Annotated in this window: 15 protein-coding genes; 10 read left to right on the top strand and 5 right to left on the bottom strand. The window is 72.3% G+C overall.

Annotated features, from left to right (window positions below; all coding sequences use genetic code 11):
• Positions 1 to 183 precede the first annotated feature (183 nt).
• The 3 genes from ABZV34_RS26760 (at position 184) to ABZV34_RS26770 (ending at position 4,293) form a co-directional block, all read left to right on the top strand.
• Complete coding sequence (locus ABZV34_RS26760; RefSeq protein WP_356281730.1) at positions 184 to 1,200, top strand: PP2C family serine/threonine-protein phosphatase; 1,017 nt, start codon at positions 184 to 186, stop codon at positions 1,198 to 1,200.
• 75 nt (positions 1,201 to 1,275) lie between these two features.
• A complete protein-coding gene (locus ABZV34_RS26765; RefSeq protein ID WP_356281614.1) occupies positions 1,276 to 3,018 on the top strand; it encodes a pyruvate dehydrogenase in 1,743 nt (580 codons plus the stop codon).
• A gap of 852 nt (positions 3,019 to 3,870) precedes the next feature.
• A complete protein-coding gene (locus ABZV34_RS26770; RefSeq protein WP_356281733.1) occupies positions 3,871 to 4,293 on the top strand; it encodes an ATP-binding protein in 423 nt (140 codons plus the stop codon).
• A 155-nt stretch (positions 4,294 to 4,448) separates the two neighbouring features.
• On the opposite strand, the gene ABZV34_RS26775 is transcribed toward ABZV34_RS26770, so the two are convergent.
• Together ABZV34_RS26775 and ABZV34_RS26780 are read right to left on the bottom strand one after the other, a co-directional pair.
• Entirely contained in the window at positions 4,449 to 5,492 is a 1,044-nt protein-coding gene (locus ABZV34_RS26775) for a DUF2637 domain-containing protein (RefSeq protein WP_356281616.1), read from the bottom strand.
• A gap of 302 nt (positions 5,493 to 5,794) precedes the next feature.
• Positions 5,795 to 6,673, bottom strand: a complete 879-nt coding sequence (locus tag ABZV34_RS26780) for a (2Fe-2S)-binding protein (protein WP_356281619.1) — start codon at positions 6,671 to 6,673, stop codon at positions 5,795 to 5,797.
• A gap of 214 nt (positions 6,674 to 6,887) precedes the next feature.
• Between ABZV34_RS26780 and ABZV34_RS26785 the strand changes: the two genes are divergently transcribed.
• Both ABZV34_RS26785 and ABZV34_RS26790 read left to right on the top strand, forming a co-directional pair.
• Positions 6,888 to 7,706 (top strand): GntR family transcriptional regulator, encoded by an 819-nt coding sequence (locus tag ABZV34_RS26785; RefSeq protein WP_356281736.1) that lies wholly within the window; start codon positions 6,888 to 6,890, stop codon positions 7,704 to 7,706.
• 188 nt (positions 7,707 to 7,894) lie between these two features.
• Entirely contained in the window at positions 7,895 to 8,206 is a 312-nt protein-coding gene (locus tag ABZV34_RS26790; protein WP_356281622.1) for a hypothetical protein, read from the top strand.
• Between the two features lie 72 nt (positions 8,207 to 8,278).
• On the opposite strand, the gene ABZV34_RS26795 is transcribed toward ABZV34_RS26790, so the two are convergent.
• Together ABZV34_RS26795 and ABZV34_RS26800 are read right to left on the bottom strand one after the other, a co-directional pair.
• A complete protein-coding gene (locus ABZV34_RS26795; RefSeq protein ID WP_356281624.1) occupies positions 8,279 to 9,052 on the bottom strand; it encodes a hypothetical protein in 774 nt (257 codons plus the stop codon).
• 149 nt (positions 9,053 to 9,201) lie between these two features.
• A complete protein-coding gene (locus tag ABZV34_RS26800; protein WP_356281627.1) occupies positions 9,202 to 10,875 on the bottom strand; it encodes a PucR family transcriptional regulator ligand-binding domain-containing protein in 1,674 nt (557 codons plus the stop codon).
• A 334-nt stretch (positions 10,876 to 11,209) separates the two neighbouring features.
• Here ABZV34_RS26800 and ABZV34_RS26805 point away from each other — a divergent pair, with 334 nt between their 5' ends.
• The 5 genes from ABZV34_RS26805 (at position 11,210) to ABZV34_RS26825 (ending at position 17,891) form a co-directional block, all read left to right on the top strand.
• A complete protein-coding gene (locus tag ABZV34_RS26805) occupies positions 11,210 to 12,097 on the top strand; it encodes an FAD binding domain-containing protein (RefSeq protein WP_356281630.1) in 888 nt (295 codons plus the stop codon).
• Positions 12,097 to 12,669, top strand: a complete 573-nt coding sequence (locus tag ABZV34_RS26810) for a (2Fe-2S)-binding protein (RefSeq protein ID WP_356281633.1) — start codon at positions 12,097 to 12,099, stop codon at positions 12,667 to 12,669. Before ABZV34_RS26805 ends, ABZV34_RS26810 begins: the two co-directional genes overlap by 1 nt.
• Positions 12,670 to 12,671: 2 nt before the next feature.
• The gene (locus ABZV34_RS26815; RefSeq protein ID WP_356281636.1) at positions 12,672 to 15,053 is read left to right on the top strand and encodes a molybdopterin cofactor-binding domain-containing protein; all 2,382 of its coding nucleotides are present in this window, start codon (positions 12,672 to 12,674) and stop codon (positions 15,051 to 15,053) included.
• 167 nt (positions 15,054 to 15,220) lie between these two features.
• A complete protein-coding gene (locus tag ABZV34_RS26820) occupies positions 15,221 to 16,678 on the top strand; it encodes an NCS2 family permease (protein ID WP_356281639.1) in 1,458 nt (485 codons plus the stop codon).
• Positions 16,679 to 16,739: 61 nt separating this feature from the next.
• The gene (locus ABZV34_RS26825; RefSeq protein ID WP_356281642.1) at positions 16,740 to 17,891 is read left to right on the top strand and encodes an XdhC/CoxI family protein; all 1,152 of its coding nucleotides are present in this window, start codon (positions 16,740 to 16,742) and stop codon (positions 17,889 to 17,891) included.
• Positions 17,892 to 17,974: 83 nt separating this feature from the next.
• On the opposite strand, the gene ABZV34_RS26830 is transcribed toward ABZV34_RS26825, so the two are convergent.
• A complete protein-coding gene (locus ABZV34_RS26830; protein WP_356281645.1) occupies positions 17,975 to 18,448 on the bottom strand; it encodes an SRPBCC family protein in 474 nt (157 codons plus the stop codon).
• Between the last annotated feature and the right edge of the window lie 104 nt (positions 18,449 to 18,552).

Consider the following 18,552-nt stretch of genomic DNA (forward strand, 5'->3'; position numbering starts at 1 on the left):
ACGTCGCCCGCGTCGGCCAGCCCGGCTGCAGCGTCGCCGCGGCCTCCCGGGGCCCCGCTGGACACCCCGGCCCCGCTCCGGCCGCCCACGGCCTCCCCGGGCGCCGCACAGCCCGACACCTGGGCCCCGCACACCCCGGCGGCCGGGCCCCCCGCCGCCGCTCCGTCGCCCACCCGCCCCGGCCTGTCCGTCCCCGCGCCGTACGAACCCGTGCCCGTCGCTTCCCAGGAGCGGCCCTCCGTGGCCCACCTGGGCTCGGGCCCGCCCACCTACGACGCCGAACCCACCGCGCTCCCGCCCGCCGACCCGGACGGCCTCGACGACCTGGTCTCCGACACCGTGCTGGACGGGGCGCGTTACGGGACCAGCACCCTGCGGGCGGTCTCCGTGCGCGGCGACTCCGCGCGCTACCGGGGTGAGCCGCGCCGCGACGCCCTGCTGACCGCCCGCTTCGGGACGGGGGAGGAGGCGCTGGTGCTGGTGGCGATGGCGACCGGGGCCCGTGCCACCCCCGGAGCGCACCGGGCGGCGGCCGAGGCCTGCCGGTGGATAGGACGGGCCGTCGGGCGCAGTCACGCACGGCTCGCCGAGGACATCCGGGCCGCCCGGCGCGGGGACCTGAAGTCGGGGCTGCACCGCCTCACCGACCGCAGTCTCGGCAAGCTGCGCGCGAGCGCGGCCGAGCAGGGCGTCGAGCCCGAGGACTACACGGCGAGCCTGCGCTGTCTGCTGCTCACCGCGGACCCCGAGTGCCGTACACGGGTCTTCTTCGGCGTCGGCGACGGCGGTCTCTTCCGGCTGCGGGACGGCGAGTGGCAGGACATCGAGCCGCGGACCGGCGACATCACCGGAGAGCCGGTGGTCGGCTTCGGGTCGCTGCCCCACGAGACCCCCGAGGGCGACCGGCTCACCATGGACCTGGGCATCACGACGCCCCCGAGCCCGTACGAGCCCGCCCCCGCCCCACCGCGTGCCCCCTTCCGTTTCCGTGCCTCCGTCGCCCGGCCGGGTGACACGCTCCTGTTGTGCACGGGCGGCCTCGCCGATCCCCTGCGCGGTGAACCGGGGCTCTGCGAGCACCTGACGACCCGCTGGTCCACGGGCGGCCCGCCGGGGCTGGCCGCGTTCCTGGCCGACACCCAGGTGAGGGTCAAGGGATACGCGGACGACCGGACCGCCGCGGCTGTTTGGGAGGCGTAACCGCGTTCCCTGTGAATTCATGGACCCCAGAGGACGGACTCAAGGGGTCCAGGACCACTGAGGGGTGCGTGCAGCATGGCCAAGCAGAACGTCGCCGAACAGTTCGTCGACATCCTCGCCCGCGCGGGGGTCAAGCGCCTGTACGGCGTCGTCGGTGACAGCCTCAACCCCGTCGTCGACGCGATCCGGCGCAATTCCGCGATCGACTGGATCCATGTCCGGCACGAGGAGACCGCCGCCTTCGCCGCGGGCGCGGAGGCCCAGATCACGGGCCGGCTCACCGCCTGCGCCGGCTCCTGCGGCCCCGGCAACCTCCATCTCATCAACGGCCTGTACGACGCCCACCGCTCCATGGCCCCGGTGCTCGCCCTCGCCTCGCAGATCCCCTCCAGCGAGATCGGCCTCGGCTACTTCCAGGCGACCCATCCCGACCGGCTCTTCAGCGAGTGCAGCCACTACAGCGAGCTGATCTCCAACCCGAAGCAGATGCCCAGGCTGCTGCAGACCGCCATCCAGCACGCGATCGGCCAGTCGGGGGTCAGCGTCGTCTCGCTCCCCGGCGACATCGCCGCCGCGCCCGCCCCGGAGAAGACCGTCGAGACCGCCCTCGTCACCTCCCGGCCGAGCGTCCGCCCCGGCGACGCCGAGATCGACAGGCTCGTCGCGCTGATCGACGAGGCCGACCGGGTCACCCTCTTCTGCGGCAGCGGGACGGCGGGGGCGCACATCGAGGTCATGGAGTTCGCGGAGAAGATCAAGTCACCGGTCGGACACGCGCTGCGCGGCAAGGAGTGGATTCAGTACGACAACCCGTTCGACGTCGGCATGAGCGGTCTGCTCGGCTACGGCGCCGCCTACGAGGCCACGCACGAGTGCGACCTGCTCATCCTCCTCGGCACCGACTTCCCCTACAACGCCTTCCTCCCGGACGACGTGAAGATCGCTCAGGTCGACGTCCGCCCCGAACACCTGGGCCGGCGCTCGAAGCTGGACCTGGCGGTCTGGGGCGACGTCAAGGAGACCCTGCGCTGTCTCACCCCGCGGGTGCGGTCCAAGGGGGACCGCCGCTTCCTGGACAAGATGCTGAAGAAGCACGCGGACACCCTCGAAGGTGTGGTGAAGGCGTACACCCGGAAGGTCGAGAAGCACGTTCCGATCCACCCCGAGTACGTCGCCTCGGTGGTGGACGAACTCGCCGACGACGACGCGGTGTTCACCGTCGACACCGGGATGTGCAACGTCTGGGCGGCGCGCTACATCACGCCCAACGGCCGCCGCCGCATCATCGGTTCGTTCTCGCACGGCTCGATGGCGAACGCGCTGCCGATGGCGATCGGCGCCCAGTTCAGCGACCGCGCACGCCAGGTCGTGTCGATGTCCGGCGACGGCGGTTTCTCCATGCTGATGGGTGACTTCCTCACCCTCGTCCAGTACGACCTGCCGGTGAAGGTCGTCCTCTTCAACAACTCGTCCTTGGGCATGGTCGAGTTGGAGATGCTGGTCGCCGGGCTGCCGTCGTACGGGACCACCAACAAGAACCCCGACTTCGCGGCCGTGGCCCGGGCCTGCGGCGCCCACGGGATCCGCGTCGAGAAGCCCCGGCAGCTGGCAGGCGCCCTCAAGGAAGCCTTCAAGCACAAGGGCCCCGCCCTCGTCGACATCGTCACGGACCCCAACGCCCTGTCCATCCCGCCGAAGATCAGCGCGGACATGGTGACCGGCTTCGCGCTGTCGGCGTCGAAGATCGTCCTCGACGGCGGAGTCGGCCGCATGCTCCAGATGGCCCGCTCGAACATCAGGAACGTGCCGAGGCTTTAGGGGCCCTGCCTCGCGGGGGTGTGGTGCCGACGCGGGTGACGGGCGGTCGGCCCGCTGCCGCGGCCGGACCACGTGTCCCTGTCGAGTACGGCCGGACACGCAGCCGAGAGTCGGTAGACGGGCCGAGCGCCCGCGCTCGGTACGCCGGTCCGCACAGGAGGCTCCGGGGGGCGCGCCGCCGTCAAACGCGCCGCTGTCGCGAGCCGTTCGCGCTCCGGCTCACTTCCCCCCTCACGCGCCCGACGGAGCGCGGCACGCGGAGAGGCCGCGCAGCGGTGAGGGAGGCCGGTACGGGGGCACCCCGGGCCTCGGCCGAGGCGGGCAGGACGTTCTCGTACGGAGAGCAGGGCGCCGCACCCGAGCGGGATTGCCGTCCGCCCGTGGCGGCATCCCGACCGCCCACCAGGGCTTTTTCGCCGAATCCGTGACGACCGCGACAGCCGCGACGCCCGCGGAGCGCTCGTACGCGGCCCGGAGCGCGGGCTCCACCGGTCGCCGCGTCCGGGAAGGTCCGCCGTCCCTACGACATCGACGGCGTCCGGCCCAGGCCTGTCGCCCGGCCGACCGGATCACCCCGGCGGGTGCGCGCCTCCCGAGGGTGACCGCCGGTCCCCGGAGCGCGGGCGGACCGGTCCCGGGGGCACCGGCCTGTCACGCCGGCACGCTTTCGCTCCCCCATGGCCGAGGGTTGACGAATCGACATGACTGCCGTCTCGCGTAGGAGGGCATGGATTCCCGTGAACATGTTCGATCACGAGGGGAATCGGCATCGGCATGCAGGCGGGGGTCATGAGAAGGCAGGTAAGAGGACGCGGTCCCGTTGCGATCGGGGCCTCCACGGCAAAGGCGATGATGGAGGAGACGTCCGGGAGTGCGGCGGATCATCCCGCCACCGCGCAACTCAGGCGCAGGCTGGCGAGGGCGGACCTACGGGCGGTGCCCGAGGCCCGCAGAGCGCTGAGGGAACTCTTACGGCACTGGGGGAGGCCGGGAAAGTCCGAGATAGCCGAGCTGCTGACCAGCGAGCTCGTCACCAACGCTCTCATCCACACCGATCACGACGCGGTCCTGACAGCCACCGTCCGGCCTTCCGGACTACGGGTGGAGGTACGGGACTTCGTGGGACGCAGGCCCAGGCCGCGGGTACCGGACGCCGACGACGGTACGCACGGCAGAGGACTCGTCCTCGTACAGTCCCTCGCGGACGCGTGGGGCGTCCGGGCCCACGGCGTCGGCAAGTCGGTCTGGTTCGAACTGGACGGCGGCGCGGTGTAGTCACCGCGCCGCCGTAATTCCTGTCCGGACGGAACTCCCGTCCGGGCGTCACCCTGGTCCGGGCGGAACTCCCGTCCGGGCGTCACTCGTGTCCGGGTCCGGCCGGATTCCGGCCGGACCACCGGGACTTGACCCGGGTCCCGCCAGACGGGACGTCAGCCGAACTGCTGCTCCAGGTCCTTGAGCTTGCGCTCCAGGGAGTCGAGCCGCGGCAGGGCCATGGTGTCGTCCTCCACCGTGAGGTCGACGGTTATCGGGTCAGCGCTCTTGCGGACCGGCTGCAGGGAGGGCCGCGAGCGTACGGGCAGCTCCGGCCCCGATAGAGCAGGCTCCGTAGAGGCCTGGGCGGGAGCGCGCTCCACGGTCGTCTCGAGCTGCGCCCGTGCGCTCGCGCGCCCCGGCAGGCCCCGGTGACCGCGGCTGAGCGCCTTCAGGTGCGCGCGCTCGACCCGCTCCTCGTTGCGGCGGCGCAGACGCGTCTGCTCCTTCTGGCGCTTGTCCTCGCGCACCTCGTCCACGGCCTCGTCCAGGGTGCGGACGTTCTCCAGGAGCATCAGCGACCAGGCGCTGTACGTCTCACGCGGAGCGCGCAGCCAGCGGACTATCCGGATCTGCGGCAGCGGGCGCGGGACCAGGCCCTGCTCGCGCAGCGCGGCACGGCGGGTCTGCTTCAGCGCCCGGTCGAACAGCACGGCGGCCGACAGGGACATGCCCGCGAAGAACTGGGGAGCGCCCGAGTGGTCCACGCCCCGCGGCGCGTGCACCCAGTTGAACCAGGCCGCGGCACCGGCGAAGGTCCACACGAGTATGCGGGAGCCGAGCGCCGCGTCGCCGTGACTGGCCTCGCGCACCGCGAGGACGGAGCAGAACATGGCCGCGCCGTCCAGACCGAAGGGGACGAGGTACTCCCAGCCGTCGGTCAGCCCGAGGTTCTGCTGGCCGAAGCCGACCAGGCCGTGGAAGGACAGCGCGGCGGCAACCGCGGCACAGCAGAAGAGCAGCACGTAGGAAGCCGTGCCGTAGACGGCCTCCTTGCGCCGGCGGCGCTCCTCGGTGCGCTCCCATGATTCGTCGTTACTGCTGCCCGCGCCGTCCCCGGACCGCTTGCCGCGCGCGAGCACCGCCACCGCCGCCAGCAGTCCCAGGAGCAAAACGGCGCCCGGAAGCAGCCAATTCAGCGATATGTCGGTCAGTCTCATCTGGGGTCCCTTGCATTGGGATAGGGCGTAACGCCCGCCATATTGGCCCAAGCCCGTCGCCCCTCAGGGGGTTTCGCGGCAAGAGGCCGCCAAGGGAGTGCCAAGGGATGCGCAGGGCGACATTCTGCTCGAACTGCCGCGCGAGGGACGGGAGCTGAGTGCGAATGAGATTACCCGTACGGATGGTTCAACGGAAAGTTCCTGCGACAAGTGAGGAAGTTGTGAAGTACCTGTGACCTGAGGGGTGTCTCCGTCGGAGTTGATCTTAGGGCACTCAGGACCCGGCCCGGTGACGGGGTGTCTCAACTGGCGAGGTCGGCCGTCAACTTGACGACCCGCTCCGCGTCGCAGACGCGCGGGCAGGTGGGGCAGGCGTCGTCGGGGCGCAGTGTGTAGAAGAGGCAGCAGCTCGCGCGGTCGCGGGTGGTCAGGGTTCCGCCGTCCGGGCCGGCCAGCTCACGGAACGCGGCGGACCCGACGTAGGGCCGGGTCGTGCCCGGCAGCAGGAGCTCCAGTTCGCGCAGCGCGCGCTCCTCCTCTCCGAGGAGGCCGGCGACGTACCAGAGGCCCTCGACGATCTCGTCGGTGGCCATGCCCCACAGGGCGCGGCCGCGGCGTCGCATGCGGGGGCCGAAACCGCCCAGGACCGGCTCCAGGTGCGCGGCCACCGCGGCCCGCACCTCGGCCCGCAGGGCCTCCTCGTCCGGTACGACGCGGGCGCCGGGGAGGGTGGCCGCGGGGTCGTCCGGCAGACAGGCGAACTCACCGGTCCGCACGGCCATCCGGCCGAGGGTGCGCTGGAATGTGACGTGCTCCACAGGGAACCGGGGCACGCGGCGATCCAGGAACCACGGGACGGTGATCAGGAGGCAGGCCGGCCAGGCGTACCGGTGCAGCCCGAACGTGGCGACGACGTCCGGGCGTGCCCGCCGGCCGTAGTCCCGGACGATCTGCGCCTCGTCCCAGGCGAGGAAGGCGTCGAGCTCCGCCCCGCCCGCCGCGAGCCGGTCCGCGCGGGCCCAGCCGAAGTCCTCGGGGGCCGTCTCGCCCGGGTCCAGCTCCGTGACGCTCAGCGCGGGAAGGACCTCGGTCAGCCGGCTGTAGGCGTCCGTGACTGCCGAGGGCGCCGGACGGGTGCCGGGGCGGGCCGTGGCGCCTGCGGCCAGGGCGGGAGCGGACATCCGGTGACCACCGCTTCACGATCGTTGACAGGTAAGGCTAACCTTACCCGTAATTCCGGATGTTTGAACTGGGGCCGTGTGCGCCTATGGTGCTTGACGGACGGGTAACAACCGCCGCATTGACTCCCAAGTACCACCAAGCCCGGAGGAGGCCCCCGTGGAGCAGGCCGGTTCGCTGGGCACGCACGGCTCCACCGGGCGCGGCGCCCCGGACATGCGTACGGCGGCCGTCCGGGTGCCCGCCCAGTCGCGGATGCCGGAACGGCGCCGGGAGGGCGAGCGGGACCGGGAGCGCGACGTCGCCGCGTCCACGGTCGGCGCGGCGGCCCGCGGTGAGCACACACACAGTGAGGTGCCCCTGCCGTGCCCTCCGGTGGAGAACCCGCAGCCCCGCGTGGAGGCCGCGCGCCCGGTGGTGCAGCGCGCCTCGGTCCGCGGGCAGGTCCTCGACGCCCTGCGCACCGCTCTCGTCGGGGGAGAGCTCGTCCCCGGCGAGGTGTACTCGGCGCCCGTGCTCGGCGAGCGGTTCGGTGTGTCCGCCACTCCGGTACGGGAGGCGATGCAGCAGCTGGCCCTGGAGGGCGCCGTCGAGGTCGTGCCGAACCGGGGTTTCCGGGTCGTCCGGCGCGGGACGCGCCAGCTGGCCGAACTCGCCGAGGTCCGCGCGCTCATCGAGGTCCCGGTGATGCTGCGTCTCGCGCGCACGGTGGCCGCCGCGCGCTGGGCCGAACTGCGCCCGCTCGCCGAGGCCACGGTGCGGGCCGCGTCCACCGGTTCCCGCGCCACCTACGCCGAGAGCGACCGCGCCTTCCACCGTGCCGTCCTCGCCCTCGCGGGCAACGACCAGCTCGTACAGATCGCCGAGGACCTGCACCGCCGCGCCCAGTGGCCGCTGGTCGGCGGTCCCGTCTCCCGCGGCCGCGCCGACCTGGTGGCCGACGCCGCCGAGCACGCCGCCCTCCTGGAGGCCCTGATCGTCCAGGACCTGCCCGTCGTCCAGTCCCTCGTGCGGGAGCACTTCGCGGGCTCCTAGGTGTATTGCCCTGTGAGGTTGCGAACGTCCTGCCCGCCCGCTCGCGGCCGGTATGTGGCGTTCCGGCCCTGGACGTAACGGCTTCGTACGGGCCCGGTCGCGGGCCGCGTCGGAGGGAACCCCGTACAGCCCGGTCCGCGTGCCCACCGGTACACGGCGCGAGCTGACCGAAACCGGGGGAGACACCGATGCCCGACCCGTCCTGGCAGGCGACGCAACAGGCCCAGCAGGCCCAGCGGATCCATCAGAACCATGTCCGGCACCACCGCGACCTGCACCACATGGCGCACGGCCGCCACACCGGCGCGCCGCATCCGTACCGTCCTGCGGCCCACGGCTCCGTCCAGGGAGCCCGGGGCGGCCGGGGCGGCCGCCTGAGTGGCCTCCTGCTCCTTCTCGTGGTCGTGGCCGCGGTCGTCTACGTGGCCCACGACCCCGAACTCCGCACCACCGTCGAGACGTTCGCCCGCGACCTGCTGTCGACGGTCCAGAGCGGCTAGCCGGAGCGCAGGTGGCGTCGGACGGCCTCGGTAGGGCGCGGGGAGCAGCCGCCCCCGCGCCCGCCGGCGGTGTCAGGCGGTGGCGGCTGGCGGGCTCAACTGCCGTGCCAGCCACGTCGGTACGCCCCCGAGGAGCCGGAACAGCCGTCCCGCCTCCGCGCGCAGCCGGGACGCCTCCGGCTCGGTCTCGGCGTCCGCGAGGGACGCCAGCGCCGGAGCCGTTCCCACCAGATAGCCCAACTCCTCGCGAATCCTGAGGGATTCCCCGAATCCGTGCCGGGCCTCCGCCAACTCGCCCTCCCGCAGGGCGAGTCCGGCAAGGTGCCGCCAGGTGAAGGACAGCAGCAGCGGGTCGCCCTGGGCGGAGGCGCCCGCGTGGGCGCGGCGGTAGGCGGCGCGGGCGGCCTGCGGGGACTGCGCGAGGTTCTCGGCGAGCAGCCCGCGCCGGAAGTCCAGGAGCGCGCGGCCCGGCGCCCCGGGCGCGATCAGGGCGGCGGCCCGGCCGAGCGCCGCCCGTGCCTCGTCCGCCCGGTCGCGTACCCCGAGCAGGGTGGCCGCGTAGGCGAGTTGTCCGCGCTCACAGGCCGCGGCGCCCCGCTCGTCGTCGCTGCGGGCCACCGCCTCGGCCGTGCGGAGCGCGTCCTCGGCCTCCGCCCAGCCCTGCTCGGTGTACAGACACCGCTCGACGAGGAGCGAGGCCCTCTGCAGCGACGCGTCAGCCGTCACAGGCTGGATCAGCGCGGCCGCGTCGACCCAGCAGGCGCGCGAGCGCAACCGCCATACCGCGGTCTGGAGTGGATCGTTCCCTGCGTTCGTTCCGGAACCAGACATGGCGGTATGCGCCACGTTGCCCTCCCCGAGCACGCCATTGAGCTGTTGAGTGGTGGCATCTCAGCACGGATCAAGGCACCCGGCCAAGGGGCTGGGTGAAGGATTTCACAAAGTCGTGCGACAGGGGTGCCACTTCGCGACACGCCCCGCACCGCCCCGTGACCTCAACTCATGCGCAGGGCCAGGAAGAAGTCGAGTTTGTCCTCCAGGCGGGAGAGGTCCCTGCCCGTCAACTGCTCGATACGCCCCACCCGGTAGCGCAGTGTGTTGACGTGCAGGTGGAGACGGGCGGCGCAGCGTGTCCAGGAGCCGTCGCAGTCGAGGAAGGCCTCCAGGGTGGGGATCAGTTCGGCGCGGTGGCGGCGGTCGTAGTCGCGCAGCGGTTCGAGGAGCCGTGCGGTGAAGGCCCGGCGCACGTCGTCGGGTACGAAGGGCAGCAGCAGGACGTGGGAGGCCAGTTCCTGGTGTCCGGCCGCGCAGACCCGGCCGGGGCGTGCGGCGGCGACCCGGCGCGCGTGCCGGGCCTCCTCCAGGGCGCCGCGCAGGCCCTCCGCCGAGTGCACCGCGGCGCTGACGCCGAGGGTGAGCCTCCCGTCGTCGTTCAGGCCCGCCGAGAGAGGTTCGCGGACGGCAGCCAGGAGCGAGTCCGCGAGCAGCCCGGTCTCCGGGCCGTCGTGTTCGGAGGAGACCGCCGGAAGGGGGACGAGCGCGATCGCCTCGCCGTCCGTGTGGGCGACGGCGATGCGGTCCGCGTACTCGGGGCCGGTCGCCGGCGGTTCGACGAGCATCTCCTCCAGGAGCGCCTGGGCGACCGGTCCGCCGTCCATCTCGCCGCCGTCCCACTCGACGCGGGCCACCACCACCTGCCAGTGCGGGGCCGCCCCGAGTCCGGGCAGCAGCACCGGCGCGGCGACCCGCAGCCGGGCCGCGATCTCCGCGGGCGCGGCTCCCGACTGCACCAGTTCGAGGACCTCCTGCGCGAGACGCCGGCGTACCGTGCGCGCCGCGTCCCGGCGGTCGCGTTCGACGGCGATCAGCTGGGTGACACCCTGGAGCAGGTCGAGCCGTTCCGCGGGCCAGTCCCCGGCGTCCGCCTCGACCGCGAGCAGCCAGTCGGAGAGCACGGTCTCACGCACGTCGCGCCCCGCCCCCGTGGAGCGTCCGGACGACCGGACCGGGAAGAGGGAGTACGGCGTCGTGCCCACCACGACCCGGTGCGGCCCGCGCCGTCCGGTGCGCACGGCCGCGAGGTGCTCGGCGGCCAGTCGCGCGCACACGTCGGCGGACAGCGCCGCCCCCGCCGGCTTCGAGCCCGCGACCGGCCGCCCGGTGGGCGACAGGACCCAGGCCCGCAGGTCCAGGTCGGAGCCGAGCAGGTCGAGGACCACGTCGGGGCCGCCCCCCGCCGGGCCGGACGTCATCATCCGCCGGTGCCGGTCCACCACGGCCGCCAGGTCGCCGGCGCGCTCGCCCGAGACCTGCCGTACGACGTGTTCGGTGATCGTCGCGAAGGCCACCGACTCGTTCACGGCGAACAGGGGCATCCGGTGCCGGGCGCAGGCCAGGACCAGGTCCTCGGGGATGTCACCGAGCTCCGCCTCGCCCGCGGCGAGGGCCGCGACCCCGGCGCCCGCGAGGATGCGCACGAAGGGCTCGGAGTCCGCGGCGGCGTGCCGCCAGGCGAGACCGGTGAGGACCAGTTCGCCGCCCGAGAGATAGCGGCTGGGGTCCTTGAGGTCGGTGGTCATCACACCGCGTACGGTGCGGTCGAGCTCGCCCTCGCCGCCGAGCAGCCGCAGGCCCAGCGCGTCGGTGTCCAGCAGTGCGCGCAGCCGCATTCTCGTCGCCGCCGTTCTTGTCTCGAAATCTACGATGGATCTGAAGGTGGGTAGCCGGGCGGACGCGCCCGTGAGCCGTCTTCCCAGGTCCCGGCATGTGCTGGGTGTTTCACTGGGAAACCGGAGAGGTTACTGACGCCTCCCGTTCATATGAATCTACAAGATGAGTGTCCTGGCCAGCCAACTCCTTCATGGTTTCGGTGACTGACCCCGGTGGAGGACGGCGCTGTGTACTGACCTCGATCCGCGTGAACAACTCATGAACGAGCCGGGGCCGCCGCACACGATCTGGCTTGATCGATACGACCTTCGACGAAGAAGAAGAGAGCCACTCATGGACTTCCTTCGCCCCGCCAGCTGGGAGGAGGCGCTCGCCGCGAAGGCCGAGCACCCCACCGCTGTGCCGATTGCGGGGGGCACCGATGTGATGGTCGAGATCAACTTCGACCACCGCCGGCCCGAGTACCTCCTCGACCTGAACCGCGTCGGTGAGCTGAGCGAGTGGGAGGTCGGTGAGGAGAGCGTGCGTCTGGGCGCCTCCGTCCCGTACACCCAGATCATGGAGAACCTGCGCGGCGAGCTCCCCGGCCTGGCCCTGGCCTCCCACACCGTCGCCTCCCCGCAGATCCGCAACCGCGGCGGCGTCGGCGGCAACCTCGGCACCGCGTCCCCGGCCGGTGACGCCCACCCGGCCCTGCTCGCGGCGGGCGCGGAGGTCGAGGCCGAGTCGGTACGCGGGACCCGGCTGATCCCGATCGACGCGTTCTACACCGGCGTGAAGCGCAACGCGCTCGCCGCCGACGAGCTGATCAGGGCCGTCCACGTCAAGAAGGCCGACGGCCCGCAGCAGTACTCCAAGGTCGGCACCCGCAACGCGATGGTGATCGCGGTGTGCGCCTTCGGTCTGGCCCTGCACCCGGCGTCCCGCACGGTGCGCACCGGCATCGGCTCCGCCGCGCCGACCCCGGTCCGCGCCAAGACCGCCGAGGAGTTCCTGAACGCGGCGCTCGAGGAGGGCGGCTTCTGGGACAACGGCAGGATCATCACCCCGTCGGTCGCCAAGCAGTTCGCGGACCTGTGCTCCGCCGCCTGCAACCCGATCGACGACGTCCGGGGCACGGCGAGCTACCGCCGCCACGCGGTCGGCGTGATGGCGCGCCGCACCCTCACCTGGACCTGGGAGTCGTACCGCGGCACCGCCGCGACGGAGGGAGTCGCGTAATGCGCGTCAATTTCACGGTCAACGGGCGTCCGCAGGAAGCCGACGACGTGTGGGAGGGCGAGTCCCTGCTGTACGTGCTGCGGGAACGGCTCGGTCTGCCCGGTTCCAAGAACGCCTGCGAGCAGGGCGAGTGCGGTTCCTGCACCGTCCGCCTCGACGGCGTGCCGGTGTGTTCGTGCCTGGTCGCGGCCGGTCAGGCCGAAGGCCGCGAGGTCGTCACCGTGGAGGGGCTCGCGGAGTACGCCCAGCAGCGTTCCTGCGGAACCGGCTCGTGCGGGACATCGCTGGACCAGGCCCGGCGGTGGGGCGCCAAGGGCCATGACTCGCAGACCGGCGAAGGCACCGAACTCTCCCCGGTCCAGCAGGCGTTCATCGACGCCGGCGCCGTCCAGTGCGGCTTCTGCACCCCGGGTCTGCTGGTCGCCGCGGACGAGATGCTGGAGCGCAACCCGAGCCCGAGCGACGCGGACATCCGCGAGGCGCTCTCCGGGAACCTCTGCCGCTGCACCGGCTACGAGAAGATCATGGACGCGGTCCGCCTCGCGGCCGCCCGGCAGTCCGAGGCGGTCTGACCATGGGAACCACCGGCACACCCACCAAGATCACCCAGGGTACCGAGTCCAAGGGCGGCATCGGCGAGTCCACGCTCCGCCCGGACGGCATCCTCAAGGTCACCGGAGAGTTCGCGTACTCGTCCGACATGTGGCACGAGGACATGCTCTGGGGCCAGATCCTGCGCTCCACCGTCGCCCACGCCGAGATCGTGTCCATCGACACCTCCGAGGCCCTCGCGCAACCCGGCGTCCACGCGGTCCTGACCTACGACGACCTGCCCACCGCGGTGAAGACCTACGGCCTGGAGATCCAGGACACGCCGGTCCTCGCCCACGGCAAGGTCCGCCACCACGGCGAGCCCGTCGCGATCGTCGCCGCCGACCACCCGGAGACCGCGCGCCGCGCCGCCGCCAAGATCAAGGTGGAGTACAAGGAACTGCCGGTCATCACGGACGAGGCGTCCGCGACCGCGCCCGACGCGATCCTCGTCCACGAGGGCCGCGACGACCACCACATCGGCCACGTCCCGCACCCGAACATCGTGCACCGCCAGTCGATCGTCCGCGGCGACGCCGAAGAGGCCGCGAAGAAGGCCGACTTCGTCGTCAGGGGCGAGTACACCTTCGGCATGCAGGACCAGGCCTTCCTCGGCCCGGAGTCCGGTCTCGCCGTGCCCTGCGAGGACGGCGGCGTCGAGCTGTACATCGCCACCCAGTGGCTGCACTCGGACCTCAAGCAGATCGCCCCCGTCCTCGGCCTGCCCGAGGACAAGGTCCGGATGACGCTCTCCGGCGTCGGCGGCGCCTTCGGCGGCCGCGAGGACCTGTCGATGCAGATCCACGCCTGTCTGCTGGCCCTGCGCACCGGCAGACCGGTCAAGATCGTCTACAACCGCTTCGAGTCCTTCTTCGGACACGTCCACCGCCACCCCGCGAAGCTCTACTACGAGCACGGGGCGACCAAGGACGGCAAGCTCACCCACATGAAGGCCCGCATCGTGCTGGACGGCGGCGCCTACGCGTCCGCCTCCCCGGCGGTCGTCGGCAACGCCTCCTCGCTGAGCGTCGGCCCGTACGTCGTCGAGGACGTCGACATCGAGGCCATCGCGCTCTACACCAACAACCCGCCCTGCGGCGCGATGCGCGGCTTCGGCGCGGTCCAGGCGTGCTTCGCCTACGAGGCCCAGATGGACAGGCTGGCGGACGCGGTCGGTATGGACCGGGTCGCCTTCCGGCAGCTCAACGCGATGGAGCAGGGCACCCTGCTGCCGACCGGACAGCCCGTCGACTCGCCGGCCCCGGTCGCCGAACTGCTGCGCCGCGTCAAGGCGATGCCGCTGCCGCCGGAGCGCCAGTGGGAGAGCTCCGAGGGGGCCGACGTACGGCAGTTGCCGGGCGGCCTGTCCAACACCACGCACGGCGAGGGCGTCGTGCGCGGTGTCGGGTACGCCGTCGGCATCAAGAACGTCGGCTTCTCCGAGGGCTTCGACGACTACTCGACCGCCAGGGTCCGCATGGAGGTGGTGGGCGGTGAGCCGGTCGCGACCGTGCACACCGCGATGGCGGAGGTCGGCCAGGGCGGTGTCACCGTCCACGCGCAGATCGCCCGCACCGAGCTCGGCGTCGCGCAGGTGACCATCCACCCCGCCGACACCCAGGTGGGCAGCGCCGGTTCGACGTCCGCGTCGCGTCAGACGTACGTCACCGGCGGCGCCGTCAAGAACTCCTGCGAGCTGGTGCGCGAGAAGGTCCTGGAGAGGGGCCGCCGCAAGTTCGGCACGTACCACCCCGCGTGGGCGACGGCGGAACTGCTGCTGGAGGGCGGCAAGGTCGTCACCGACGCGGGCGAGGTGCTCGCGGACCTGGCGGACGTGCTGGAGGACGAGGCCGTCGAGATCGAGGCGGAATGGCGGCACCGTCCCACGCAGCCCTTCGACCTGCGCACCGGACAGGGCTTCGGCCACGTCCAGTACTCGTTCGCCGCGCACCGCGCCGTCGTCGAGGTCGACACCGAACTCGGCCTGGTCAAGGTCATCGAACTGGCCTGCGCCCAGGACGTCGGCAAGGCGCTCAACCCGCTGTCGGTGGTCGGCCAGATCCAAGGCGGCACCACCCAGGGCCTCGGCATCGCGGTGATGGAGGAGATCATCGTCGACCCCGTCACCGCGAAGGTGCGCAACCCCTCCTTCACGGACTACCTGATCCCCACGATCCTCGACACGCCGACCATCCCGGTCGACGTGCTCGAACTCGCCGACGACCACGCCCCGTACGGGCTCCGTGGCATCGGCGAGGCCCCCACCCTGTCGTCCACCCCGGCCGTCCTCGCGGCGATCCGGAACGCGACGGGGCTGGAGCTCAACCGGACGCCGGTACGTCCCGAGCACCTCACCGGCAAGTAACCCCCGAGGGCCAGGCGGGACTTGTTCCCCCCTGCCACCCCTCCGTTCGTCTCGGGCCGTCCCCCGGGTCGTGCACCTTCCCAAATCCCGCAGCCGCAAAGGCGGTTGACCTCGGTCGCCATCGGCGGCCGACGCGGGTGCCCCTGTGAACCTTGGGAGTTGGCACCATGACCCACCAGTCCGTGGAGCCCAGGACCGTCGCCGACGACGCGGGTGCGGGTACCCGCGTCCCGGCCGGACGGTCCTGGCTCGACCGCTACTTTCACATCACCCTGCGGGGATCGACCGTCGCGCGCGAGGTGCGTGGCGGCGTCACCACCTTCATGGCGATGGCGTACATCCTCCTCCTCAACCCCCTGATCCTGTCCGGCAAGGACGCGGCCGGGAACACGCTCGGCCAGCAGGCGCTGATCACCGCGACCGCGTTCGCCGCGGCCTTCAGCACCCTCCTGATGGGCTTCGTCGGCAAGGTGCCGCTCGCCCTCGCGGCCGGACTCTCCGTCTCCGGAGTGCTCTCCTCCCAGGTCGCCCCGCAGATGACCTGGCCGCAGGCCATGGGTATGTGCGTGATGTACGGCGTGGTCATCATGCTGCTCGTCGTCACCGGCCTGCGTGAGATGATCATGAACGCGATACCGCTGGCGCTGAAGCACGCGATCACCATGGGCATCGGCCTGTTCGTCGCGCTGATCGGCTTCTACAAGGCCGGCTTCGTGCACCAGGGCAAGGCCACCCCCGTCACCCTCGGGGCGAGCGGTGAACTCGCCGGCTGGCCGGTCCTGCTCTTCGCGGTGACCCTGCTCGCCATCTTCATGCTCCAGGCGCGCGGTGTCCCCGGCGCGATCCTGATCGGCATCGTCGGCGGCACCGTACTGGCCGTGGTCCTCAACACCCTCGGCGTCATCGCACCCGGGCAGTGGGCGAGCGGCGCACCCGAACTGCACGGCGGCGCCGTCTCGATGCCGGACTTCTCGCTCTTCGGCCAGGTCGAGTTCGGCGGCTGGGGCGACGTGGGCGCGATGACGGTCGGCATGATCGTCTTCACCCTCGTCCTCGCCGGGTTCTTCGACGCGATGGCCACCATCATCGGCGTCGGCACGGAGGCGGGACTCGCCGACGCGCAGGGCCGGATGCCGGGGCTGTCCAAGGCGCTGTTCATCGACGGCGCGGGCGGAGCGGTCGGCGGGGTCGCCGGCGCCTCCGGCCAGACGGTGTTCGTCGAGTCCGCGACGGGGGTCGGCGAGGGCGCCCGCACCGGCCTGTCCTCCGTCGTCACCGGCCTGTTCTTCGCCGCCTGCCTCTTCTTCACCCCGCTGACGGCGATCGTCCCCGGCGAGGTCGCGGCGGCGGCCCTGGTCGTCATCGGCGCCATGATGATGATGAACGCCCGGCACGTCGACTGGGCCGACCGCGCCACGGCGATCCCGGTCTTCCTCACCGTCGTGATCATGCCGTTCACCTACTCCATCACCGCGGGCGTCGCGGCCGGAGTCCTCTCGTACGTCGCCATCAAGGTCGCCCAGGGCAAGGTCCGGGAGATCGGGGCGTTCATGTGGGGCCTGACGGTGATCTTCCTCGTCTTCTACGCCCTCCACCCCATCGAGAGCTGGATGGGCGTCCACTAGGCGCCCGCTGGACGCCCGCCGCGAGGCCCTCCCCGCAACCGCTGCCGAAGGAGACCGAGACATGCTGGACATCGCCGAGGAGCTGTACCGGTGGGCCGGGCAGGGACGCGACTTCGCCGTCGCCACCGTGGTGGCCGTCGGCGGCAGCGCACCCCGCCAGCCCGGCGCCGCCCTCGCCGTCGACACCGACGGCACGGCGATCGGCTCGGTGTCCGGCGGCTGCGTGGAGGGCGCGGTCTACGAACTGTGCCGGCAGGCGCTCGAGGACGGGGAGACCGTCCTCGAACGCTTCGGCTACAGCGACGAGGACGCCTTCGCCGTCGGTCTGACGTGCGGCGGCGTGATCGACATCCTCGTCACCCCGGTACGGGCGGGCGGCCGGGCCCGGGAGGTGGTGGCAGCCGCGCTGGACGCCGCCGTGAAGGGAGAAGCCGCGGCCCTCGCGCGTATCGTCAGCGGTCCCGCGGAACTGGTGGGGCGCGCGCTGCTCGTCCGCCCCGACGGCTCGTACGAGGGCGGTCTCGGCGCCCACCCGGAGCTGGACCGCACCGTGGTCGGCGAGGCGGGGGCCTTCCTGGACGCGGGCCGCACCGGGACCCTCGAGATCGGTGAGCGGGGCTCTCGTTGCGGAGCACCGCTCACGGTTCTGGTGGAGTCCTCGGTACCACCGTCCCGCATGATCGTCTTCGGCGCGATCGACTTCGCGTCGGCGCTGGCCCGCATCGGCAAGTTCCTCGGCTACCACGTGACGGTCTGCGACGCCCGCCCGGTCTTCGCGACCGCCGGCCGCTTCCCCGAGGCGGACGAGATCGTCGTGGACTGGCCGCACCGGTACCTGGAGCGCGCCCGGGTCGACGCGCGGACCGTCCTGTGCGTCCTCACCCACGACGCCAAGTTCGACGTACCCCTGCTCCGGCTCGCCCTGCGCCTGCCGGTCGCGTACGTCGGCGCGATGGGATCCAGGCGGACGCATCTGGACCGCAACGAGCGGCTGCGCGAGGTCGGCGTCACGGAGCTGGAGCTCGCCCGCCTCCGGTCTCCCATCGGCCTCGACCTGGGCGCCCGCACCCCCGAGGAGACGGCCCTGTCCATCGCCTCCGAGATCGTGGCCGGCAGGCGCGGCGGCAGCGGTGTCTCCCTCACCGGGGCGCACACGCCGATCCACCACGACGCCACGCCCGTTCCGGGCCGCCGGATCGGGTCGGTCGCCTGACCGGATCCGTCGTCCGACCGGGCCGGTGACGCGGGTGGTCATGGCGACGGTGGTCACGGCGGCACGGCGACGGCGGCACGGCGTCACGGCGACGGCGGCCGCGAGGGCTCCCGTGGGACGGGCTCGCGCAACAGCCCGTCCACCGCCCGCCCGAACATCCACCGGCCCGCCCATGCCAGCGGCCGGTCGCAGATCCCGGGCAGCCCGCGCACCCGCAGATCCTCCCGCCACAGCACCCGCGAGCCGCCGTCCGCCGCCGGACGCACCTCGATCTCGGCCCACCCCGTGACGAACGTGCCGTGCTTGACCAGCCGGCACCGGCCCACGTCCGCTCCCCGGGGCGGCTGCCACGTCACGACCTCCATCGGGTCGTCGAACGCCACCGGCCCCACACCCGACCGGGCGACGAAGACCGTGCCCTCCCGTGTCGGCGGCCGTGTGACCACTGTGACCCGGGTCAGCGGCACGACCTCCGCGTGCCGGGGCCACTCGGTGACGCGCCGCCAGGTCTCGGCGGGGGGAGTCGGGGACACGCGTTCCAGCAGGAAGAGGACCACGGACCGATCGTAGGCGGCCGAACGCCGGACGAATTCTCGCGCCGCCGGACGAAAGGGCATGCCACGGTCCTACCATTCCCCCATAGCACGGCCAACCGCACCGC

The organism is Streptomyces sp. NPDC005195, assembly GCF_040608315.1.
GTDB lineage: Bacteria > Actinomycetota > Actinomycetes > Streptomycetales > Streptomycetaceae > Streptomyces > Streptomyces kaempferi.